The sequence below is a fragment of the Microbacterium festucae genome (assembly GCF_025421715.1).
Classification (GTDB): Bacteria; Actinomycetota; Actinomycetes; order Actinomycetales; family Microbacteriaceae; genus Microbacterium; species Microbacterium festucae.
Window position 1 is genome coordinate 64,290 of sequence record NZ_JAOEFC010000002.1, and the last position, 20,716, is coordinate 85,005.

Below are 20,716 nucleotides of genomic sequence, written 5' to 3' on the forward strand. Positions count from 1 at the left end.
CTCCTCGTCGCTTTCCTACGTCTACGTCAGTGTGATCAGTTCGACTTCGCCGTGATCCACACGGTGAGGCCGATGAGTGAGCCGATGCCGAAGATCCAGATGAACAGACCCTCCGAGACGGGGCCGAGCGAACCGAGGTTGAAGCCTCCGGCCGACTCGTTCTGCTGCATCCACATGAGCGCCGAGATGACGTCGCGCTTCTCTTCGGTGGTCAGGGTCATGTCGTTGAACACGGGCATGTTCTGCGGACCGGTCACCATCGCCGCGTACATGTGCAGCGGGCTGGTGCTGGTCAGGGCCGGGGCGTACTTGCCCTCGGTCAGCGCACCACCGGCGGCGGCCACGTTGTGGCACATCGCGCAGTTGATGCGGAACAGCTCGGCGCCGTTGGCGACATCGCCCTGGCCGTCGAGGGTCTCCTCGGCGGGGTACGTCGGGCCGGGGGAGGTGGACTGCACCCAGGCGGCGACGGCCTTGATCTGGTCTTCCGTGAACTGCACCGGCTTCTGCGGCGCCTGCGGGCCCTGCATCTGCAGCGGCATGCGGCCGGTCGACATCTGGAACTCGACGGCGAGCTCGCCCACGCCGTACAGCGACGGGCCGTCGGCGGTGCCCTCCATGTTCAGGCCGTGGCAGGTGGCGCAGTTGGCCTGGAACAGCTTCTTGCCGTCTTCGACCGTGAGGGTCGACGACGACGAGGCGGTGGGCTCGGTGGCGGCCATCGCGGCCGAGGCTCCGGCGTAGATGCCGCCGCTGACGAGCAGTCCGATGCCGATGAGGGCGGCGGCAGCCCACTTGCTGCGGCGGCCGGTGCGGCGCGGGTTCTTGGATGCCATGGGCGTACTCAGCTCCGCTCTCGTCACTTGACGAAGTAGATGACGATGAACAGGACGATCCACACCACGTCGACGAAGTGCCAGTAGTAGGACACGACGATCGAAGAAGTCATCTCCTTGCGTCCGAAGTTCTTCACCGCGTAGGCCCGGCCGATGACCAGGAGGAACGCGATGAGGCCGCCGGTCACGTGCAGGGCGTGGAAACCGGTGGTGATGTAGAAGGCCGAGGCGTACGAGTCGGCGCTGATGGGCATGCCCTCGGTGACCAGCGTGGCGTACTCCCACACCTGGCCCGAGACGAACACGGCGCCCATGACGAAGGTGAGCAGGAACCACTCGGTCATGCCCCACTGGCGGAACTGCCAGATGGTGCCCTTGCGGTACGGCTGGAAGCGCTCGGCGGCGAAGACGCCGGCCTGCGCGGTGAACGACGAGAGCACCAGGATCAGCGTGTTCACGGCGGCGAACGGGATGTTCAGCAGCTCGGTGCGATCCGCCCACAGCTCCGGGGAGGCGTTGCGCAGCGTGAAGTAGATCGCGAACAGGCCGGCGAAGAACATGACCTCGCTGCCGAGCCACACGATGGTGCCGACGGCGACCGGATCCGGCCGCTTGACGGATCGCAAGGCCTGGGAATAGGTCGCAGGAGTGGTCGTCACATAGCCCATTATGGCTGATTCCAGGTCGGCTTTCCGCATCACTGAAGGTGGGTTCCACTTTCGGAGGGGATTGGAGCGGGCTCGGAGTCTTCCCGGAGTTGCCCGACAGTCTCCCGATAGGCTCGATCGTCATGGCGGAGCTCTACTCGTGGCCGGAAATCCTCACTGACCTGCTCGCGGGTCGCGACCTCAGCGTGTCGCAGTCGACTTGGGCGATGCGTCAGGTGATGGCAGGCGAGGCGACCCCGTCGCAGCTCGCCGGATTCCTCGTCGCGCTGCGTGCGAAGGGGGAGACGGTCGATGAGATCGTCGGCTTCCGCGACGCGATCCTCGAGGCCGCGCTGCCGCTCCCGGTTCCCGCCGAGGTGCTCGACATCGTCGGCACCGGCGGCGACAGATTCGGCACCGTCAACGTGTCGACGATGTCCTCGATCGTCGCCGCGGCCACCGGCATCCCCGTCGTCAAGCACGGCAACCGGGCCGCCAGTTCGGCGTCGGGCTCGTCGGATGTGCTCGGCGCGCTCGGGGTCGATCTGACGCTGGCGCCCGAGCGGGTGGCCGAGGTGCTGGCCGAGGCCGGCATCACCTTCGCCTACGCTGCCGCGTTCCACCCGGGCTTCCGGCATGCCGGCCCCACGCGCGCCGAGCTCGGCGTGCCCACCGTCTTCAACTTCCTCGGACCGCTGTGCAACCCGGCCCGCGCCGAGGCCAACGCGGTCGGCGTCGCCAGCGCCGACCGGGTGCCCCTCATCACCGGCGTGTTCCGCACGCGGGGGGCGACCGCCCTCGTCTTCCGCGGCGACGACGGGCTCGACGAGCTGACCACGACCGGTCACAGCCGGCTGTGGGAGATCACCCGCGGCGACGTGCGCGAGCACGATCTCGATCCGCGCGATCTCGGCATCCCGCTCGCCCGCATCGACGATCTGCTGGGAGGCGACGCCGCCCACAACGCGCAGGTCGTGCATCGCGTGCTGGCGGGGGAGACGGGCCCGGTGCGCGACATCGTGCTGCTGAACGCCGCCGCCGGGATCGTGGCCTACCGCCTCTTCCAGGACGCCGCGCAGGCGCAGGAGCCGATCGTGGACCGGCTCGCCCTGGCGCGCGATGAGGCCGCGGCGGCGATCGACTCGGGAGCGGCCGCGAACACCCTCGCCGCCTGGGTCGCGGCGACCGCCGCCCCTGTGGTCTGACCAATTTTCAGCTGATTCACATTATTCACGGCCGGGCGCTTTCGGGGTGCTGAAGCGCTTCGCTACGGTGAGGTCATCACTGGGGCTCGGAACAGCCCCCTCAAGAGGAAGCGCCTCCCCATGTCAGAAGCAGCTGTCACCACCGCGGACACCGTCGCTCCGCCGGAGAAGAAGGTCGGTCTCGTGAAGGCCGCCGGCATTCTCGGCATCCTCGGCGGCATCGCCCTCATCGTCGTCGGCATCGTGGTCTGGGTCATGGTCTCGACCCAGCTCCAGGCCGAGAACATCGTCGTCCCCGACGACGCGGCCGCCTTCCAGGGCCAGACCGTGTCGGGCCCGTTCACCGCCTACGTGCAGGCGGACATCATCCAGCACCACGCGCTCGAGATGTCGGACGGCAAGACCTACGCCCAGCTCGACCGCGAAGACCCGGTGCGCGCGACGCTCATGAATGCGTCCTTCCTCCGCTCTTCGCTGTTCACCTCGGTCGTCTCGTTCGGCGTCGCCGCCTTCGCGATGGGCGTGGGCGTGCTGTCGATCCTCTTCGGCTGGGCGATCTTCCGCCTCGCCTCGATCCCGGTGATCGTGCGACGGGCCACCGTCACCTCCTGACCCGACCGAAAAGGCCCGCACCCTGCACGGTGCGGGCCTTTTCGGCATTGTGGTGTCATGCACCCGATCGACGCGCTCACCGAGATCGCCACGCTGCTGGAGCGCGAGCGCGCGTCGCGCTACCGCTCCAAGGCGTTCCGGGCGGCCGCGCGGGCGATCGAGGGGCTGAGCGAGGCAGAGCTGGCGGATGCCGCGGCGTTGCGGCGCCGACCGGGCGTGGGCGACACGTCGTTCGCCGTCATCCAGGAGGCGCTGGCCGGCGAGGTGCCGCAGTACCTCGCCGAACTGCGGGCGCGCTTCGCGCCGGCATCCTCGCAGCTGCGCGCCCTGCTGCGCGGCGATCTGCACTGCCACTCGGAGTGGTCGGATGGGCAGACGCCGATCGAGGCGATGCTCGGCGCCGCGCGCGCCCTGGGGCACGAGTACCTCGCCCTCACCGACCACTCGCCGCGCCTGCGGGTGGCGCGGGGGCTCAGTGCGGTGCGGCTGCGCGAGCAGCTCGCGGTCGTCGCGGCGCTCAACGCTGACGCGGGCGGCGCCGGGCCGACGCTGCTGACCGGCATCGAGGTCGACATCCTCGACGACGGCGCGCTCGATCAGGAGCCGGCGCTGCTCGACGAGCTGGATGTGGTCGTGGCATCCGCGCATTCGAAGCTGCGGATGGAGCGGGGGCCGATGACGCGGCGGCTCGTCGCGGCGGTGTCGGACCGGCGGGTCGACGTGCTCGGGCATGTGACGGGCCGGCTGATCCGCGGGGAGCGGGGCACGCGGCCGCCGTCGGCGTTCGATGCGGCGGCGGTGTTCGCCGCGTGCGCGGCGCATGGGGTCGCCGTGGAGATCAACGCGCGGCCCGAGCGCGAGGACCCGCCCGACGAGCTCATCGCCGTCGCGCTGGCGGAGGGATGCCTGTTCTCGATCGACTCCGACGCGCACGCGCCCGGCCAGCTGGGGCTGCTCGACGAGGGTGCCGCCCGTGCCGAGCGCGCGGGCGTGCCCGCCGAGCGCATCGTGACGACGTGGCCGCTGGAGCGGCTGCGGGAGTGGACGCGACGCGCGTCGGGGTGACGGGGGCGCGGGCGGTCGGGCGCGGGGTCGGGCGCGCTGTGGTGCGCCGGGTGGTCGGGCGCGGGGTGGTCGGGCGGGCGGGTCAGACGCGGGCGCGGAGGGCGGCGGCGGCGCGGTCGGCCGACGAGCCGAGCGACCAGCGTCCCGCGAGGTCGGCCACGGCCGCGTCGTCGGGGGCGGTGAGCGGGGTGACGGCGGGCAGCTCGAGATCGCGGACGACCGCGACCACCTGCGGTGCGACGTCGAGGTAGTCGGCCGCGGCGAGGATCTTCGCGCGCACCCCGGCCGACATGCCGTCGCCGGCCGCGGCGGCGGCGCGGATGCCGGGCAGGTCGCCGTGCGCGGCGAGCAGCGTCGCGGCGGTCTTGTCGCCGACGCCGGCGACCCCGGGGAGGCCGTCCGACGCGTCGCCGCGCATCGTGGCGAAGTCGGCGTACTGGGTGGGCAGCACCCCGTACTTGGTGACGACGGCCGCATCGGTGAGCACCTCGAGGTTGCTCATCCCGCGGCCGGTGTAGACGACCCGCACGTCCCGGCTGTCGTCGACGAGCTGGAACAGGTCGCGGTCGCCCGTGACGACGTCGACGGGCATCGCTGACTGCGCGGCGTAGCTGCCGATGATGTCGTCGGCCTCGTGGTGGGCGCGACCGACGATCGGGATGCCGAGCACGCCGAGCGCCTCGCGGATGACCGGGATCTGGATCTCGAGCGGGTCGGGCACGACCTCGACGTCGGGCGCCCCGGCGACCACCTCGGCCACGCGGTGGGTCTTGTAGCTGGGGATGAGGTCGACGCGCCACTGCGGGCGCCAGTCGTCGTCCCAGCACGCGACGACGTGCGTCGGCTCGTAGGCGGTGACGAGCTTGGCGATCATGTCGAGCAGGCCGCGGGCGGCGTTGACGGGTCGCCCGTCGGGGGCCTTGACGGTGTCGGGCACTCCGTAGAACGCGCGGAAGTAGAGGCTCGCGGTGTCGAGCAGCATCAGTCGGTCGGCCACGCGTTCATCCTGACACGGATGGGAGCTCAGCAACCGGGGCCGGACGGGTCTTCCAGGCAGGTGCGGTCGACGAGCGCGGTGCGCGCCTCGACGATCTGCAGGGTGGCTGTGCCGCCGGGGATCGTGAGGGTGCCGGGCACGTCGATCCAGCCGCTGCCGAAGTCGACCGCCGCGGAGTATTCGACCGCGGTGGATGCCGTGTACGTGCCGCGCGCGGCATAGGCGTGGCTGGTCGCGGTGGCGGAGAACTGCGCGAGACCCAGTTCGGCCCAGGTCGCCCCGCCGCCGGAGGCCGTGCGGCTGGTGCCGTCGCCGTGCGCGAACCGGTACGAGACGGGAGTGAACCGCACGGTGACGGGCAGCTCGAACAGGGTGCCCGTCGCGGCGTGCGTCTCGGCGTCGACGACGAAGTTCACCGGCATGCCGACGATGCCCACGCCGTCGGGTTCGTCGACCAGCGGACGTGCCGTCGGGGCGAAGGATGCGACGTCGTTCATCGTCGGTCGGAACACGACGACCTCGTACCCGCCGCGGCAGCCGAGACCTTCCGTGCACACCAGGTTGCCGCTCGGGTTCCGCGGGTCGACGGGGTCGTCGGCCGAGTCGCGCGGCCGCGCGGGCTGGTCGCCCGAGCCGGAGTCGCCGCGCTCGCCGGACCCGCCGCCCGGGCGCGTGCCGGAGAGGTCGACGGATGAGCCGGTGTTCGTGACGGAGCAATCGCCCGACCATCCCATCCCGCCTTCGCACGACTCGGCGGCGTTGGTAGTGACGGGGCCCGCGAGGGCTATTGAAAGGGCGAGGATTAGCGCAAGCACTCGGGTGGTCCTTCTCGCCCAGCGAACTTGCTAATCAGCCAACTATCCCCGTCGAAGTTCACATCGACCGCGAACGCCTGCTCGGTAGGTCGATCGCCACTCTGGGAGATCCCTTGTTCGTCGACGAGCGTTACTTTCGACACGTCCAGACAGACATCGAGCTCAGCAAGTCCTGCATCGCTGTCCAATGTGTTCGGTACGACCTGTGAAACGACGCTGTTCCCGTCCACCACCCAGCCATCCGAGTGCATCTGAGTCAGCGACTTCTTGGCAGCGTCGAGTGCGTCGCCTGTCAGCCAGGCGTAGACGTCCTCGAACGTGGCGGGTTCAGATAGGTCGACCGCGTTCAGTGCGTCGACGTACTCCCGATAGGTCGCCTCGGCGGCGGCGAAAGCCTCCTCATCGGAGGCGAATCCGGTGGGTGTCGGGGTGGGCTCGGCGGTGGGGGTGCACGCGGTCGCGCCGAGGGTCAGCGCGACGAGCATCGCGGCGACGGCAGAGCGGCGGATCATGCGGCAACGGTATCCAAGCGCCGGCATCCGCGCGCCGGTTGTCCCCAGCCTCGCCTACGCTCGATCCATCATGGCTGCCGATCCCGCCGACGCGCTCCGCGCGATGTCCGCCCGTGCCGACGCGCTCCGCGCGATGTCCGCCCGTGCCGACGCGCAGCTCGCGGCCGTCGAACGCGAACTGGCCGAGCTGCGCGGCGCGCGCGGTGCCGAGTCCGCCGACGACGAGCACGACCCCGAAGGCGTCACCCTGTCGGGGGAGTGGTCGCGGCTCGCGGGGGTGCGCGAGGGACTGGTGGCCGAGCGTGCCGGCATCCAGGACGCCCTCGCCCGCGTGGACGCGGGTGACTACGGCGTGTGCGTCGACTGCGGCACGGCGATCGCGCCGGAGCGCCTCGCGGTGCGGCCGACGGCGACCCGCTGCGTCGCGTGCGCCGAGAGGGCCGGGCGATGACCGCGCCGCGCGCGCTCGCCGCCGGCGCACCCTGTCCCTGCGGCAGCGGCGACGCGTTCGAGGCGTGCTGCGGCCCCGTGCTGCACGGTGAGCCGGCGGCGACGGCGCAGGCGCTCATGCGGTCGCGGTACACCGCGTTCGCGCTCGGCGACGCTGCGCACCTGGCCGCGTCGTGGCATCCGGGAACCCGACCGGGCGACCTCGACATCGACATCGACCCGGGGCTGCAGTGGACCGGGTTGAAGATCATCGACGTGGTCGACGGCGCGGAGGGCGACAAGCGGGGCGTCGTGGAGTTCCAGGCGCGGTGGCGTCAGGGACGCGAGACCGGCGAGCTGCACGAGCGCAGTCGCTTCGTGCGGCAGTCGGGCCTGTGGTGGTACCTCGACGGCGCGGTGCGGTGACGCGCGGTCAGTCCTCGTCGTCGTCGGGGGTCATGAACCACTCCACGAACCGCACGGCGCGCCCGTCGGGGGCGAACCAGACCTCCCACATGTTCGAGTAGCTCTGGTGCCCGGGGTAGTCGACGGTGCCGGTGATGATCGCCAGCGCGTCGTTCTCGATGAGCACCCGCAGGTCGTGCACCGCTTCGGTGGGCTCGGGCTCCTTCCACATCGCGAGGATCGCGTCGATGCCGATCTCGGGGTCGTCGTCGTCGGGACGGAACCAGTACTCCGCGTCGTCGGAGAAGACGGCGCGCACGTCGTCGGGATCCTTCGTCGTCCACGCGGTGATGTAGCCGTTCAACCACTCGGTCGCCTGCGTCATGGTCCGTGTCTACCCGAGCGTTCCCGCGCGCACCAGGGGAGGGGTGGGCGGATGCTGCGGGCTCAGTGTCGGAGGTATGTTCTAACGTTCAGGTATGACGTTGATCGCGGAACACGACCCGGACCTCGGGGTGGGGTGGCCGCCCGATCCCGAGGGGTGGGGCGAGCCGCCGTGGGCAGACGAGCTCGGGCCGCTGCCCGTCGACGAGGTCGATGAGGTTCTGGAGTGGACGTCGCTGATGAACTCGTTCGTCGCGCAGCGGCTCGCCGCCGTCGACACGTTCCGGCGGCGCGCGTATGCCGATGCCGAGCGCTACGGCGGCGGGAGCCGTGAGCTGATCGACCGGTCGGTGCGACTCGAGCTCGCCGCGGCGCTGCGCGTGACCGAGCACGCCGCGGGCGACCTGCTCGGCTTCGCGGCGGCGATGGTGCACCGTTATCCGGCCGCATGGCGCTCGCTGTCACGGTCGGGCATCACCGAGCGGCACGCCCGCATCCTCGTCGAGCAGCTCGACGCGGCGGGGCCGGAGATCTCGGCGCGGGTGGGTGAGCGGGCGTTGGTGCTCGCGGAGCAGCAGCCCGTGGGCGTGTTCCGTCGCAAGCTGCGCGCGCTGGTCGACACCGAGCAGGCGGCCACGCTCGCGCAGCGGCAGGCCGTCGCCGTCCGCGAGCGGCGCGTCGAGATCGAGCCGGGGCGCGACGGCATGGGCTGGCTGCACCTGCACGCGCCCCTGGTCGAGCTCCACGCCGTGCATGCCCGCCTCACCGCGCAGGCGAAGGCCATCGCCCGTGCACCGGGCGAGACGCGCACCCTCGACGAGATCCGCGCCGACGCGGCGTGCGACCTGCTCATCGATGGCGACACCACGCTTCTTCCCGCCGACGCGCGGGGTATCCGGGCGACGGTCGCGGTGACCGTCCCGGCGCTCACCCTTCTCGCGGATGCTGCTGGTGCTGGTGCTGGTGCTGGTGCTGGTGCTGGTGCTGGTGCTGGTGATGGTGCTGGTGCTGTGCCGCCGGTGGTCGACGGCATCGGGCCGATCAGCGTCGAGCAGGCGCGTGTGCTCTGCGGCGGAGCCGACGGCTGGATGCGGGTGCTCACCCACCCCGAGACCGGCGCGGTGCTGTCGGTCGGGCGCGAGTCGTACAAGCCGCCGGCGTCGTTGCGGCGTCTCGTGCGGTGGCGGGCCGGCCGCTGCATGGCGCCCGGCTGCTCGGTTCCCGCCGATCGATGCGAGATCGACCACACCGTCGCGTGGGAGCACGGCGGGCACACGAGCCTCGACAACCATTCGCCGCTGTGCAAAGGCCATCACACCGTCAAACACCACGGCGGCTGGCATGTCGACCAGATCGCCGGATCGGGCGGCGCCCTGCGCTGGCGGTCGCCGTCGGGTCGGATCTACGTCGTCCGCCCGGAACGCACGCTGCCGACCTTCCACCCCGATCCGCCACCGCCTTCAGCCCCCGCGCCCGACCGCGCGCCGCCGCCGCGCCCGACACTCGACCGCGAGCCGCCTCCGTTCTGACGCCGGGTGATCCCCGGGGTGCCCGACCCGGGGCGCTCCGGGGCACTCCCCACCGGGCCGCGCCCCACCGGGCCGCGCACCACCGGGCCGCCCCCCACCGGGCCGCGCCCCACCGGGCCGCGCCCCACCGGGCCGCCCCCACCGGGCCGCGCCCCACCGGGCCGCCCCCACCGGGCCGCGCCCCACCGGGCCGACCGCCCCTCGATCCCGGCGCCGCGCATCCGTCGGCGTACTGTGGCGCCATGTCGCCTTCGCGTCCCCGTCACGACCGCGCGCACTCCGGTGAGACGCCCGAATCGCTGGCGACCGTCCTCATCGCCCTCGGCGCCAACCTGCTCGTCGCGATCGCAAAGTCGATCGCCGCGGTGCTCACCGGGGCGGCGAGCATGGTCGCCGAAGCGGCCCACTCGTGGGCGGATGCCGGCAACGAGGTCTTCCTCTACATCGCGGCGCGCCGCAGCGTGCGCCCGGCCGACCCGCAGCATCCGCTCGGCTACGGGCGCAACGCCTACGTCTGGTCGATGTTCGCGGCGTTCGGCCTGTTCGCCGTCGGCGCCGTCGTCTCGGTGATGCACGGCGTCAACGAGCTTCTCGCGCCTGAACCCGCTGAACGGTTCGTCATCTCCTACACGGTGCTCGCCCTCGCGTTCGTGCTCGAGGGCGTCTCATTCCTGCAGGCGCTGCGGCAGTCCCGCCGGCAGGCCCGGCATGCCGAGCGCGACCTGCTCGACCACGTCATGCGCACCTCCGACCCCACGCTGCGCGCCGTGTTCTTCGAAGACGCCGCGGCGCTCATCGGCCTCGTCATCGCCTTCGTCGGCATCCTGCTGCACCAGATCACCGGCTCCGCGGTGCCGGATGCCCTGGGCTCGATCCTCGTGGGCGTGCTGCTGGCCGTCGTCGCGATCACCCTCATCCGCCAGAACACCCGCTACCTGGTCGGGGCCTCGGTCGATCCGGCCGTCCGCGCCGCGGCGCTGCGCCGCCTGACCGCCCACCCCGACGTCGACGGGGTCACCTACCTGCACATCGAATACGTCGGTCCGGGGCGGGTCTTCCTGCTGGCCGCCGTCGACCTGCGCGGCGACGCCGCCGAGCACGACATCGCCGCCCGCCTCAACGCGATCGAGGACGAGCTGGCCCGCAGCCCGCGCGTCGCCTGGGCCGTGCTGACCCTCTCGCGGCCGGGGGCGCCGGTGCTCGATGCCGACCACCCCGCACAGCCGATGCGCGGTTGATGACGGGATGAGGCGGGGACTGCGCCGCACCGCCCGATTCTGATACTCTGGAGTGTCACTTTTGTGGCTCTTCAGCCATGTCTTCGTGACGAGCAATCCCCACATCCGCCGCTTCGGCTCCGGCATCCGATCGCACTCGCATGCGGTCGGGACGAGCGCGAAGCCCGACACCACACCTGAACAAGGACAACCCACTACATGACTACCGCAACGACCGCCCCGGCCACCAAGCAGGTCGCCATCAATGACATCGGATCTGCTGAGGACTTCCTGGCCGCGGTCGAACTGACCATCAAGTCCTTCAACGACGGAGACCTCATCGAAGGCACCGTCGTGAAGGTCGACCGCGACGAGGTCCTCCTCGACGTCGGCTTCAAGACCGAGGGTGTCATCCCCTCGCGCGAGCTCTCCATCAAGCACGACGTCGACCCCAACGAGGTCGTCAAGGTCGGCGACGAGGTCGAAGCCCTCGTTCTCCAGAAGGAGGACAAGGAAGGCCGCCTCATCCTCTCCAAGAAGCGCGCGCAGTACGAGCGTGCCTGGGGAGACGTCGAGAAGATCAAGGAGAACGACGGCGTCGTCACCGGTTCGGTCATCGAGGTCGTCAAGGGCGGCCTCATCGTCGACATCGGCCTGCGCGGCTTCCTGCCGGCCTCGCTCATCGAGCTGCGCCGCGTCCGCGACCTCACGCCGTACCTCGGCCAGGAGATCGAGGCCAAGATCCTCGAGCTCGACAAGAACCGCAACAACGTCGTGCTCTCGCGCCGCGCCCTGCTCGAGCAGACGCAGTCCGAGTCGCGCACCACGTTCCTCAACAACCTGCACAAGGGTCAGGTCCGCAAGGGTGTCGTGTCGTCGATCGTCAACTTCGGTGCGTTCGTCGACCTGGGCGGCGTGGACGGCCTCGTGCACGTCTCCGAGCTGTCCTGGAAGCACATCGAGCACGCCTCCGAGGTCGTCGAGGTCGGCCAGGAGGTCACCGTCGAGATCCTCGAGGTCGACCTGGACCGCGAGCGCGTCTCGCTGTCGCTGAAGGCGACCCAGGAGGACCCGTGGCAGGTCTTCGCCCGCACCCACGCCATCGGCCAGGTTGCACCGGGCAAGGTCACCAAGCTCGTTCCGTTCGGTGCATTCGTGCGCGTCGCGGACGGCATCGAGGGCCTCGTGCACATCTCGGAGCTGTCGGGCAAGCACGTCGAGCTCGCCGAGCAGGTCGTGTCGGTCGGCGAAGAGGTCTTCGTCAAGATCATCGACATCGACCTCGAGCGTCGCCGCATCTCGCTGTCGCTCAAGCAGGCCAACGAGTCGGTCGACATCAACGGCACCGAGTTCGACCCGGCCCTCTACGGCATGGTCACCGAGTACGACGAGAACGGGGAGTACAAGTACCCCGAGGGCTTCGACCCGGAGACCAACCAGTGGAAGGAAGGCTTCGACGAGCAGCGTCTGGCTTGGGAAGGCGAGTACGCCGCTGCCCAGGCTCGCTGGGAGGCTCACAAGGCTCAGGTCACCAAGGCCCTCGAGGCCGAGGCCGCCGCGCCGGCCGAGACCGGCGGTTCGTCGTTCTCGTCCGACTCGAGCTCCTCGATCGGCACCCTCGCCGACGATGAGGCCCTCGCCGCTCTGCGCGAGAAGCTCTCCGGCCGCTGATCGGCTGAACGTCCGAACGGGCCGCGACCTCAGGGTCGCGGCCCGTTCGCCGTCTCCGCGCCACGCCCCGCATTCCCGTCGTCCTGCCGCCCACAGCGCGGCGAAGCGGATACCGTCGGTACGTGCACGAGTCTCCGCCCGCCTCCGCGCCCACGCGCACGTGGGCCGACCGGCTCTGGGACGATCGCGCCGGACCGCACGCGGTGCGGGTCAACCAGCTGCTGCTGGCCACCGCCGTCCTCCTGGTCACCCTCCTGGTGATCAACACCGAGCGCGCCGGCGACCGCCAGCTCTACTTCACCGGCGTCGCGCTCGTCTGGTCGCTGACGGTCATCGCCTTCGCGGTGCCGTGGAGCCGCGTGCCGGTGTTCGTGTCGATGCTCATCCCGATCGTCGACATCGTCGCGATCACCGTCATGCGCCTGTCCGACCCGACCGCCGGGTACACGCTGCTGTGGATGTTCCCGGTGCTGTGGCTGTGCGGATCCTTCGGCACCGCCGGCTACTTCGTCGGCGTGGGGTTCACCCTCACCTGCTACTTCGCCTCGTCGGTGGTACAGCCCGTGCAGGGCTCGGTCTTCTCCCTCGTGCTGCTGCCGGTGGTCATCGTCGTCGTCGGCACCACCACCTACCTCAGCGCCCGCCGCTCCCGCGCACAGGAGCGCCTGCTCGACAGTCAGGCGACCATGCTGCGCACCTCACTCGAGCGCGCCCGCCGCCACGAGCAGCTCGTGACCGACGCGATCGACAGCGTCGACTTCGGCATCGTCCGCATCGAGTCCGACGGGTCGCTGTCGATGGCCAACGAGGCGTACACGCGCCTCAGCCGCCAGCGCAACGAGACCGTCGTCTACGCGGATGCCGAGGGCACGACCGTGCTCGACGAAGACCAGTGGCCCATCTCCCGCGCCCGCCGCGGCGAGGCGTTCGACGACCAGCGGCTCTGGGTGCGCTGGGCCGACGGCCGCGAGAAGGCGTTCAGCGTCGGCGCCCGCCGCATCCTCGAGGGCAACCGCGACATCGGCGCGGTGATGGTCACCCGCGACGTGACCGCCGAGACCGCCGCGCTGCGTGAACGAGACGCGCTCGTCTCCTCGGTCTCCCACGAGCTGCGCACCCCGCTCACCTCGATCATGGGCTTCGTCGAGCTCGCCGGCGAGGTGCCGGGCCTTCCGCCCGCCGCGGCCGACTACCTCGCCATCGCCGACCGCAACGCCGAACAGCTGCTCGCGCTCGTCGGCGACGTGCTCGCCGCCTCCAGCACCGCCCTCAGCGGAGCGCAGCTGCCGCTGACCCCCTCCGACGTCGACGCCGGAGCGATCGCCCGCGCCGCCGTCGAATCGCTCGCCGTGGCCGCCGCCGACCGCGACATCGACATCGACGCCGACGGCATCGGCCCCGCACCGGCCTACGCCGATCCGGTGCGCCTGCAGCAGGTGTTCCACAACCTGCTCTCCAACGCGATCAAGTACAACCGGGCCGGCGGTCACGTCGCGGTGGCCACCCGCGTGACGGGGGAGACCACCGAGATCACCGTCAGCGACACCGGCGTCGGACTCAGCGACGAAGACCTCGCCGGCGTGTTCCAGCGCTACTACCGCGGCGCCGCCGTCGGCCGCGCGGGCGTTTCCGGCAACGGACTGGGCCTGGCCATCAGCCGCGACATCGTGCGCCGCCACGGCGGCGACATCACCGTCACCAGCACGCTCGGCCTCGGAGCCACGTTCACCGTCATCCTCCCAGCCCTGCGACCGGGAAGAAGCCCGGGGGTGCGCCCATGATCGTCGACACCTTCACCGTCTCGCTCTACACCGCGCTGGTCATCGTCGTCAGCGCCGCCCTCTTCCTCATCGACACGATCCGCCGCCGCGACGCCGCGGCCGGCCAGCTCTGGTCGCTCGGCTTCCTCGCGGCCGTGCTCACCACCATGTTCTACCTGGTGTGGGCCTGGCAGCCCGACACCTCGTGGGCCGTCGCGGCCGGCAACGCGTCGTTCGTCGTCGCCACCGGCGGCATGTGGCTCGGCTGCCGCGCCTTCAACGGCAAGCCGGTGGTGCTGGCCGGGGCGTTCGTCGCGGTCACGAGCACGCTGGTGGGCGCGGCGACGGTGTGGGAGTGGGACGCGCTGGGCGACTGGGCCGGCGCCGTCTGGATGTTCGTCTCCCTCGCGGTGCTGGCCACCATGGCCGCCGTGGAGTGCTTCACCGGCGAGCTGCGGCGGGGCCGCGTCGCCCGGCCGCTCGGCATCGTCTACTCGATCCAGGCCGTCTACTACGCGGCGCGCACCGTCGTCTTCCTCGTCGCCGGCGTCGACTCCGACCTGTTCCAGGTGTGGTTCTCCACCGCCATGACCAGCGTCTTCACCGTCAGCCTCACCATCACCGCCGTGGTGTGCACCTCGGTGCTGCAGGCCACGCGATCTCGGATGCGGGGCGGCCCCGGCGCCGCACCCGTCGCGGCCATGTTCGTCGTGCGTCCGCAGGAGGTGTTCCTCGGCGATCTGCGCGAGCTCTGCCGACGCGCCGAGGCCGGCGAAGAGCTCGTGGCGGTCGCCGCGGTGCATGTGGGCGACCTCGACGCGATCGTCGAGGCCTTCGGCACCGACGTCGCCGACGAGCTGTGGGAGGCGCTGCGCGCCGGTGTGCTCGACGGTGCGGGCACCCTCGCGATCGTCGGCGAGACCGGGGCGCGCTCCATCGGCGCGGCGTGGGTCGCGGCCTCGCCGGCCGGCGCACGCCGGCAGGCGATGTCGCTGTACCGCTCGCTGTTCGCCGAGCTCGACGCCGTCTCCGGAGGCGTCCTTCCCGGCATCGGCGTGGGCGTGGCGCTGAGCGATCTCAGCGGCTACCGCGCCACCGAGCTCCTCGCCCTCGCCCACGAGGCCGCGGCCCGCGCCGCATCGGGGGAGACCACGGCGGTCGTGCTCGCCGACTGAGCCGGCGCCGAGGCGCGGGCGGTGAGGTCAGGCCAGCACCAGCCGGTACGACGATCCGTGCACCGTCTCGATCGCGGCGACCGAGCCGGCCGAGACCAGCCGGGTGCGCAGGCGCCCCACGATCCGCTCCACGCTCAGCAGCTCGTCGGCCGAGGGGGTGCCCTCGCGGCCGCGGTCGCCGCGCAGCAGCAGGGCGAGGTCGCCCTTGGCCACACGTCGGTTCTGGGAGCGCACGAGTTCGCGCAGCACCGCCGCCTCGTCGGCGTCGAGGTCGAGCGACACCTCGGCCAGTCGCACCGCCCGGTCGGTGACCGCGATGTCGAGGAAGGCGACGGTCGTCGACGCGGGCGCCGGCGGCGTGAGCCCGCGCGGCGGCAGCGACGTCGCCCGCGCCCGCAGGTCGCGCGGCCGGAAGGGCTTGCCCAGGTACTCGTCGCCGCCGACGGCGCGCGCCCGCTCGGCGTCGCCGGGCTCGACCAGCGCCGAGATGAAGATGATGTACGTGTCGCTGAACTCCCGCGCCCGCCGGGCCACTTCCAACCCGTCGATGCCGGGCACGTTCACGTCGAGCGTCGTCAGGTCGGGGTCGATCTCGCGGATGAGTTCAAGTCCGGTCAGGCCGTCGGCGGCGGCGAACACCTGGTAGCCGCACGACTCCAGCACCGTGGTGATGAGGTCGCTGATGTCGGTCTCGTCTTCGACGACGACAGCGGTGGGTGCCACAGGTCCTCCCCAGGGGCTGGCGGGTCGGCGGGCCTCCAGCCTAGTCTCCGCGCGGCCTCGATCCGCGCCGATGGCAGGTCCGGCCGTGCGACGATGGCCGGGTGCCTCTCATCGCGCTGACCGGCGGCATCGCCTCCGGCAAATCCACCGTGGCCCGCAGTCTCGCCGCCCGCGGCGCCGTCATCGTCGACGCCGACCAGATCGTCCGCGATGTGCAGCAGCCGGGCACGCCGGTGCTCGCCGCCATCGCGGCGACGTTCGGCGACGGCATCCTGCAGCCGGACGGCTCGCTGGACCGTGCGGCGCTGGGGGCGATCGTCTTCGCGGATGCCGACGCGCGGGCGCGCCTCAACGGCATCGTGCACCCGGCGGTGCGGGCCGAATCGCAGCGCCGCTTCGACGACGCGGGCGCCGACCCGGCGGCGGTGGTCGTCTACGACGTGCCGTTGCTGGTGGAGGCGCGCGTCGACGACCCCTGGGACCTCATCGTGGTGGCCTATGCGCCCGCCGACGTGCGCCGGGAGCGCCTCGTGCGGCTGCGGGGGCTGACGGCCGCCGACGCCGATGCGCGCATCGCCGCCCAGGTCTCCGACGACCAGCGCCTGGCCATCGCCGACGTCGTGATCGACACGGCGGGAACCCTCGACGACACCGAGCGTCAGGTCGCGGCGCTGTGGGAGCGCCTCACCGGGCCGCACCCGCACTGAAGCCGCCCGCCGCGCATCCGACACCCTTCCGGTGGCGGCGCGGCCCCCGTATCCTGGCCCGACACGACGGTCGTGGTGCGGGGTGCGAGGGGGCGGTGGAGATGGGCATACTGTCGAGGTTCCGGCGCCGCCGCACGGCGCCCTACGCGGCGACCACCGACGAGGAGCGCGCGGCGCGCTACGTCTACCTCCTCAACACGCTGCCGGCATCGGTCATCGAGAGCGCGCACGCCACGGCGTTCGCCGAGGTCCCCGAGGAGCGCCGCCGCGAGATGTTCGAACGGCTGCGGCCGTTCCTCTCCGACGCTGAGCGCGACACGGCCCGCGCGGAGCCGGTGATGCTCGCGCGCCTCGTCCGCCGCGCCGAAGAGGCACGCGCCCGCCGCGAACAGGAGCGGGGGGAGGCAGCGGCCGAGCGCGGCACCGTGCTCACCGAGGCCCGGCCCGGTCACAGCCGCCCTGACCAGGCTCGCGCCGACGAGATCGACCCGCGGCAGACGATGCTCACCGTCGGCGTGCTCAGCGTGGTCGCGCACAACTTCCTGCTCTCGTCGGCGCTGGTGAGCTACTTCACGGTGGGCGCGGGGTCGCTGTCGATCGCGGGCGAACCCGAATGGGTGGCCGCCACGTTCGACCCGGCGTCGCAGATCTCCGGCGACGGATCGTTCGGCGGGGGCTACGGCGACAGCGGCGGCGGGTTCGACGGCGGCGGCTACGGCGGATTCGACGGCGGCGGGTTCGGCGGCGGAGGCTTCGACGGCGGCGGCGGGGGTTTCTGAGCCCACGCGGGGGCGTGCCGCCGAGCGGATGCGGCGGCGGGCGTGACGACCGGACGGCCCGGATGTCGGAGGCCCCGCCTACGCTGGAAGGATGCAGACCACGCGATCCGTGCGGCCCTTCGAGGTCGTCAGCGAGTACGAGCCGAGCGGTGACCAGCCGGCGGCGATCGCCGACCTCGCCGCGCGCATCAACGCGGGCGAGACCGACGTCGTTCTGCTGGGCGCCACCGGCACCGGCAAGTCGGCGACGACGGCGTGGCTGATCGAGCAGGTGCAGCGTCCGACGCTCGTGCTCGCCCACAACAAGACCCTCGCCGCGCAGCTGGCCAACGAGTTCCGCGACCTCATGCCCCACAACGCGGTCGAGTACTTCGTCAGCTACTACGACTACTACCAGCCCGAGGCCTACGTCCCGCAGACCGACACCTTCATCGAGAAGGACTCCTCGATCAACGCCGAGGTCGAGCGGCTGCGCCACTCCACGACCAACTCGCTGCTCAGTCGCCGCGACGTCGTCGTGGTCTCCACGGTCTCGTGCATCTACGGCCTCGGCTCGCCCGAGGAGTACCTGCGCGCCATGGTCGCGCTGCAGGTGGGGGAGCGCTACGACCGCGACGCGCTCATCCGCAAGTTCATCGCGATGCAGTACAACCGCAACGACGTCGACTTCTCGCGCGGCAACTTCCGCGTGCGGGGCGACACGATCGAGATCATCCCGGTCTACGAGGAGTACGCGATCCGCGTCGAGATGTTCGGCGACGAGATCGAGGGGCTGTACATGCTGCACCCGCTCACCGGCGACGTCGTGCAGAAGCTCGACAGCGTGCCCATCTTCCCGGCCACGCACTACGCGGCCGGCACCGAGACCGTGCAGCGGGCCATCGGCACCATCGAGCACGAGCTCGGTCAGCGCCTCACAGAGCTCGAGGGTCAGGGGAAGCTGCTCGAGGCGCAGCGGCTGCGCATGCGCACCACCTTCGACCTCGAGATGCTGCAGCAGCTCGGCTTCTGCTCGGGCATCGAGAACTACTCCCGTCACCTCGACGGCCGTCAGGCCGGCGAGCCGCCGCACACGCTGCTCGACTTCTTCCCCGACGACTTCCTGATGGTCATCGACGAGTCGCACGTCACCGTGCCCCAGATCGGCGCCATGTACGAGGGCGACGCCTCCCGCAAGCGCACCCTCGTCGATCACGGCTTCCGACTGCCGAGCGCGCTCGACAACCGCCCGCTGCGGTTCGACGAGTTCAAGCAGCGCGTCGGTCAGACCGTGTACCTGTCGGCCACCCCCGGTCGCTACGAGATGGGCATCGCCGACGGCGTCGTCGAGCAGATCATCCGTCCGACCGGCCTGGTCGACCCGCAGATCATCGTCAAGCCCTCCAAGGGGCAGATCGACGACCTGCTCGAAGAGATCCGCCTGCGCGCCGACCGCGACGAGCGCGTGCTCGTGACGACCCTCACCAAGAAGATGGCCGAGGAGCTCACCGACTTCCTCGGTGAGCACGGCGTGCGGGTGCGCTACCTCCACTCCGACGTCGACACGCTGCGCCGCGTCGAGCTGCTCACCGAGCTGCGGCAGGGCGTCTACGACGTGCTGGTCGGCATCAACCTGCTGCGCGAAGGCCTCGACCTCCCCGAGGTGTCGCTGGTGGCGATCCTCGATGCCGACAAGGAGGGGTTCCTGCGCAGCGGCACCTCGCTCATCCAGACCATCGGCCGCGCCGCCCGCAACGTGTCCGGTGAGGTGCACATGTACGCCGACACCATGACCGACTCGATGAAGGCGGCCATCGAAGAGACCGACCGCCGCCGCGAGAAGCAGGTGGCGTACAACCTCGAACGCGGCATCGACCCGCAGCCGTTGCGCAAGAAGATCGCCGACATCACCGATGCGCTGGCCCGCGAGGCATCCGACACGCGCGAGCTGCTCAACGGCAAGGCCACCGCGAAGAACAAGTCGGGCAAGGGCAAGAGCCCCACCCCGCAGCTGCGGCGCGAGGGCATCGCCGCCGAGGGGGCCATGCAGCTCGAGGCGACCATCGAAGACCTGTCGAACCAGATGCTGGCCGCCGCGGCCGAGCTCAAGTTCGAGCTCGCCGGGCGCCTGCGCGACGAGGTGCAAGACCTGAAGAAGGAGCTGCGCGCCATGGAGCGCGCCGGGCACGCCTGACGCGGGGAGGGCAGGCGCGCCGCGGGAATCGGCGTGGCGCACGCGCCGCGGGCGTCAGGACCGGACGAGGGCGTCGCGACCCGCGCAGGCATCAGTCGCGGCGCGTGCCTCAGTCTCGTCGGAGGAGCGGTCCGGAGAGGTCGGCGTGGGCCACGACGGTGTCGATGAAGGCCGCCACGAGCGGCCCCGGCGCCGAACGGGTCACCGCGCGCACCGCGCGGGTGCGGGCGGGGGAGAGGGTCAGGACCTCGCCCGTGAACCCGGTGTCGAGCACGTTCCCGGGCACGAGCGCCACCCCCACGCCCGCCGCCGCGAAGCGGGGCGCCGCCGCCGTCTGCGGGGTGCGCAGCGCGACCCGCGGGCTGAACCCCGCCTCGGCGGCGTAGGCCTCCAGCACACCCGACAGGCCGTGCTCCGGCGTGAACTGCACCCACGACTCCTGCGCGAGGTCCTCCAGCCGCACCGCGCCCTGCCCGGCCAGTGGATGACCGGGACGGGCCACGACGACGAACTCCTCGCGGCCCACCAGGCGCTGCGGCCCCGGCCACGATCGCGGCATCGGCGCGACGGCCACGTCGCCCTCACCGGCCAGCATCGCCGCGACGACGGCATCCACGGTCTGGTGCTCGATGACGGTCACGTTCGTGCCGGGGTGCTCCTGCAGCCACACCTCGAGCACCCCGGGGAGCACCCCGATGCCGATCGAGGTGACGGTGACGACCTCGATGGAGCCGGCGGTGGCGGCGATCACGCTGCGCGCGGCGTCGGTGGCGCGCCGGGCATCGGCCACCAGCGCACGGGCATGGGGGAGCACGGCCCGCCCCAGCGAGGTGAGCACGACGCTGCGCGGCAGGCGGTCGAACAGGGCGCCGCCGAGCTCGGCCTCGAGCACGCGGATCTGCTGCGAGAGCCCCGGCTGCGAGACGTGCAACTCGTCGGCGGCGGCCGTGAACGAGCGCTCGTCGGCGACGCGGACGACGTACTCCCACTGGCGGAGCGTAGGCATAACGTCAGCTTATCGATATCGCTCGTACTCATACTTTGATTTGTGCGCGCAGTGGGATCAGCATGGAGG

General features: G+C 71.4%; 21 protein-coding genes. 13 read left to right on the forward strand and 8 right to left on the reverse strand.

What is annotated here, in order from left to right; translation table 11 throughout:
• Nucleotides 1-35: 35 nt before the first annotated feature.
• Nucleotides 36-836, reverse strand: coding sequence for a cytochrome bc1 complex diheme cytochrome c subunit (gene qcrC / locus N3K63_RS06460; RefSeq protein ID WP_261579320.1), 801 nt, complete (start codon nt 834-836; stop codon nt 36-38).
• 23 nt (nt 837-859) lie between these two features.
• Entirely contained in the window at nt 860-1,504 is a 645-nt protein-coding gene (ctaE, locus tag N3K63_RS06465) for an aa3-type cytochrome oxidase subunit III (protein ID WP_261579322.1), read from the reverse strand.
• A 122-nt stretch (nt 1,505-1,626) separates the two neighbouring features.
• Between ctaE and trpD the strand changes: the two genes are divergently transcribed.
• From trpD to N3K63_RS06480, 3 genes are all read left to right on the forward strand, one after another.
• Entirely contained in the window at nt 1,627-2,688 is a 1,062-nt protein-coding gene (gene trpD, locus N3K63_RS06470; RefSeq protein ID WP_261579323.1) for an anthranilate phosphoribosyltransferase, read from the forward strand.
• A gap of 120 nt (nt 2,689-2,808) precedes the next feature.
• Nucleotides 2,809-3,300, forward strand: a complete 492-nt coding sequence (locus tag N3K63_RS06475) for an aromatic ring-opening dioxygenase LigA (protein ID WP_261579324.1) — start codon at nt 2,809-2,811, stop codon at nt 3,298-3,300.
• A gap of 57 nt (nt 3,301-3,357) precedes the next feature.
• Nucleotides 3,358-4,365, forward strand: a complete 1,008-nt coding sequence (locus N3K63_RS06480; RefSeq protein ID WP_261579325.1) for a PHP domain-containing protein — start codon at nt 3,358-3,360, stop codon at nt 4,363-4,365.
• An 82-nt stretch (nt 4,366-4,447) separates the two neighbouring features.
• On the opposite strand, the gene N3K63_RS06485 is transcribed toward N3K63_RS06480, so the two are convergent.
• The 3 genes from N3K63_RS06485 to N3K63_RS06495 are packed head-to-tail and all read right to left on the reverse strand — an operon-like array spanning nt 4,448 to nt 6,689.
• Nucleotides 4,448-5,362, reverse strand: coding sequence for a 5'-3' exonuclease (locus tag N3K63_RS06485; protein WP_261579327.1), 915 nt, complete (start codon nt 5,360-5,362; stop codon nt 4,448-4,450).
• 26 nt (nt 5,363-5,388) lie between these two features.
• Entirely contained in the window at nt 5,389-6,177 is a 789-nt protein-coding gene (locus N3K63_RS06490) for a hypothetical protein (RefSeq protein ID WP_261579328.1), read from the reverse strand.
• Nucleotides 6,165-6,689, reverse strand: a complete 525-nt coding sequence (locus tag N3K63_RS06495; RefSeq protein WP_261579329.1) for a hypothetical protein — start codon at nt 6,687-6,689, stop codon at nt 6,165-6,167. The genes N3K63_RS06490 and N3K63_RS06495 overlap by 13 nt, the downstream gene beginning before the upstream one ends.
• A gap of 70 nt (nt 6,690-6,759) precedes the next feature.
• Between N3K63_RS06495 and N3K63_RS06500 the strand changes: the two genes are divergently transcribed.
• Both N3K63_RS06500 and N3K63_RS06505 read left to right on the forward strand, forming a co-directional pair.
• Complete coding sequence (locus N3K63_RS06500; RefSeq protein ID WP_261579330.1) at nt 6,760-7,140, forward strand: TraR/DksA family transcriptional regulator; 381 nt, start codon at nt 6,760-6,762, stop codon at nt 7,138-7,140.
• Nucleotides 7,137-7,544, forward strand: a complete 408-nt coding sequence (locus N3K63_RS06505; RefSeq protein WP_261579333.1) for a YchJ family protein — start codon at nt 7,137-7,139, stop codon at nt 7,542-7,544. The genes N3K63_RS06500 and N3K63_RS06505 overlap by 4 nt, the downstream gene beginning before the upstream one ends.
• Nucleotides 7,545-7,551: 7 nt before the next feature.
• On the opposite strand, the gene N3K63_RS06510 is transcribed toward N3K63_RS06505, so the two are convergent.
• Nucleotides 7,552-7,908 carry a nuclear transport factor 2 family protein gene (locus tag N3K63_RS06510; RefSeq protein ID WP_261579334.1) on the reverse strand — a complete coding sequence of 119 codons (357 nt, stop codon included), beginning with the start codon at nt 7,906-7,908 and terminating at the stop codon, nt 7,552-7,554.
• Nucleotides 7,909-8,002: 94 nt separating this feature from the next.
• On the opposite strand from N3K63_RS06510, the gene N3K63_RS06515 reads away from it, so the two are divergent.
• The 5 genes from N3K63_RS06515 to N3K63_RS06535 all read left to right on the forward strand — a co-directional run bounded on the left by N3K63_RS06515 (nt 8,003) and on the right by N3K63_RS06535 (nt 15,259).
• Entirely contained in the window at nt 8,003-9,436 is a 1,434-nt protein-coding gene (locus tag N3K63_RS06515; protein ID WP_261579335.1) for an HNH endonuclease signature motif containing protein, read from the forward strand.
• A 242-nt stretch (nt 9,437-9,678) separates the two neighbouring features.
• Entirely contained in the window at nt 9,679-10,674 is a 996-nt protein-coding gene (locus N3K63_RS06520; RefSeq protein WP_261579336.1) for a cation diffusion facilitator family transporter, read from the forward strand.
• Between the two features lie 198 nt (nt 10,675-10,872).
• Entirely contained in the window at nt 10,873-12,324 is a 1,452-nt protein-coding gene (rpsA, locus tag N3K63_RS06525) for a 30S ribosomal protein S1 (protein ID WP_261579337.1), read from the forward strand.
• Nucleotides 12,325-12,446: 122 nt separating this feature from the next.
• Nucleotides 12,447-14,105: a sensor histidine kinase gene (locus N3K63_RS06530; RefSeq protein WP_261579338.1), complete on the forward strand. Its 1,659-nt coding sequence runs from the start codon at nt 12,447-12,449 to the stop codon at nt 14,103-14,105.
• Complete coding sequence (locus N3K63_RS06535; protein WP_261579339.1) at nt 14,102-15,259, forward strand: hypothetical protein; 1,158 nt, start codon at nt 14,102-14,104, stop codon at nt 15,257-15,259. Before N3K63_RS06530 ends, N3K63_RS06535 begins: the two co-directional genes overlap by 4 nt.
• A 27-nt stretch (nt 15,260-15,286) precedes the next feature.
• On the opposite strand, the gene N3K63_RS06540 is transcribed toward N3K63_RS06535, so the two are convergent.
• Complete coding sequence (locus N3K63_RS06540; RefSeq protein WP_261579340.1) at nt 15,287-15,982, reverse strand: response regulator transcription factor; 696 nt, start codon at nt 15,980-15,982, stop codon at nt 15,287-15,289.
• 101 nt (nt 15,983-16,083) lie between these two features.
• Between N3K63_RS06540 and coaE the strand changes: the two genes are divergently transcribed.
• From coaE to uvrB, 3 genes are all read left to right on the forward strand, one after another.
• The gene (gene coaE, locus N3K63_RS06545; protein ID WP_261579342.1) at nt 16,084-16,689 is read left to right on the forward strand and encodes a dephospho-CoA kinase; all 606 of its coding nucleotides are present in this window, start codon (nt 16,084-16,086) and stop codon (nt 16,687-16,689) included.
• Nucleotides 16,690-16,790: 101 nt separating this feature from the next.
• Nucleotides 16,791-17,468: a hypothetical protein gene (locus N3K63_RS06550; protein ID WP_261579343.1), complete on the forward strand. Its 678-nt coding sequence runs from the start codon at nt 16,791-16,793 to the stop codon at nt 17,466-17,468.
• A 91-nt stretch (nt 17,469-17,559) separates the two neighbouring features.
• Nucleotides 17,560-19,641: an excinuclease ABC subunit UvrB gene (gene uvrB / locus N3K63_RS06555; protein ID WP_261579345.1), complete on the forward strand. Its 2,082-nt coding sequence runs from the start codon at nt 17,560-17,562 to the stop codon at nt 19,639-19,641.
• A 109-nt stretch (nt 19,642-19,750) separates the two neighbouring features.
• Here the strand turns inward: uvrB and N3K63_RS06560 are convergent, their stop codons facing one another.
• Complete coding sequence (locus tag N3K63_RS06560) at nt 19,751-20,647, reverse strand: LysR family transcriptional regulator (RefSeq protein ID WP_261579346.1); 897 nt, start codon at nt 20,645-20,647, stop codon at nt 19,751-19,753.
• Between the last annotated feature and the right edge of the window lie 69 nt (nt 20,648-20,716).

Excerpts from the sequence above, each read along its gene's own strand:
- N3K63_RS06495 (WP_261579329.1), bottom strand. The coding sequence starts at position 6,689 with ATGATCCGCCGCTCTGCCGTCGCCGCGATGCTCGTCGCGCTGACCCTC.
- qcrC (WP_261579320.1), bottom strand. The coding sequence starts at position 836 with ATGGCATCCAAGAACCCGCGCCGCACCGGCCGCCGCAGCAAGTGGGCT.
- N3K63_RS06505 (WP_261579333.1), top strand. The coding sequence starts at position 7,137 with ATGACCGCGCCGCGCGCGCTCGCCGCCGGCGCACCCTGTCCCTGCGGC.
- ctaE (WP_261579322.1), bottom strand. The coding sequence starts at position 1,504 with ATGGGCTATGTGACGACCACTCCTGCGACCTATTCCCAGGCCTTGCGA.
- N3K63_RS06550 (WP_261579343.1), top strand. The coding sequence starts at position 16,791 with ATGGGCATACTGTCGAGGTTCCGGCGCCGCCGCACGGCGCCCTACGCG.
- N3K63_RS06510 (WP_261579334.1), bottom strand. The coding sequence starts at position 7,908 with ATGACGCAGGCGACCGAGTGGTTGAACGGCTACATCACCGCGTGGACG.
- N3K63_RS06480 (WP_261579325.1), top strand. The coding sequence starts at position 3,358 with ATGCACCCGATCGACGCGCTCACCGAGATCGCCACGCTGCTGGAGCGC.
- N3K63_RS06500 (WP_261579330.1), top strand. The coding sequence starts at position 6,760 with ATGGCTGCCGATCCCGCCGACGCGCTCCGCGCGATGTCCGCCCGTGCC.
- N3K63_RS06475 (WP_261579324.1), top strand. The coding sequence starts at position 2,809 with ATGTCAGAAGCAGCTGTCACCACCGCGGACACCGTCGCTCCGCCGGAG.
- N3K63_RS06515 (WP_261579335.1), top strand. The coding sequence starts at position 8,003 with ATGACGTTGATCGCGGAACACGACCCGGACCTCGGGGTGGGGTGGCCG.
- N3K63_RS06560 (WP_261579346.1), bottom strand. The coding sequence starts at position 20,647 with ATGCCTACGCTCCGCCAGTGGGAGTACGTCGTCCGCGTCGCCGACGAG.
- uvrB (WP_261579345.1), top strand. The coding sequence starts at position 17,560 with ATGCAGACCACGCGATCCGTGCGGCCCTTCGAGGTCGTCAGCGAGTAC.
- rpsA (WP_261579337.1), top strand. The coding sequence starts at position 10,873 with ATGACTACCGCAACGACCGCCCCGGCCACCAAGCAGGTCGCCATCAAT.
- N3K63_RS06535 (WP_261579339.1), top strand. The coding sequence starts at position 14,102 with ATGATCGTCGACACCTTCACCGTCTCGCTCTACACCGCGCTGGTCATC.
- trpD (WP_261579323.1), top strand. The coding sequence starts at position 1,627 with ATGGCGGAGCTCTACTCGTGGCCGGAAATCCTCACTGACCTGCTCGCG.
- N3K63_RS06520 (WP_261579336.1), top strand. The coding sequence starts at position 9,679 with ATGTCGCCTTCGCGTCCCCGTCACGACCGCGCGCACTCCGGTGAGACG.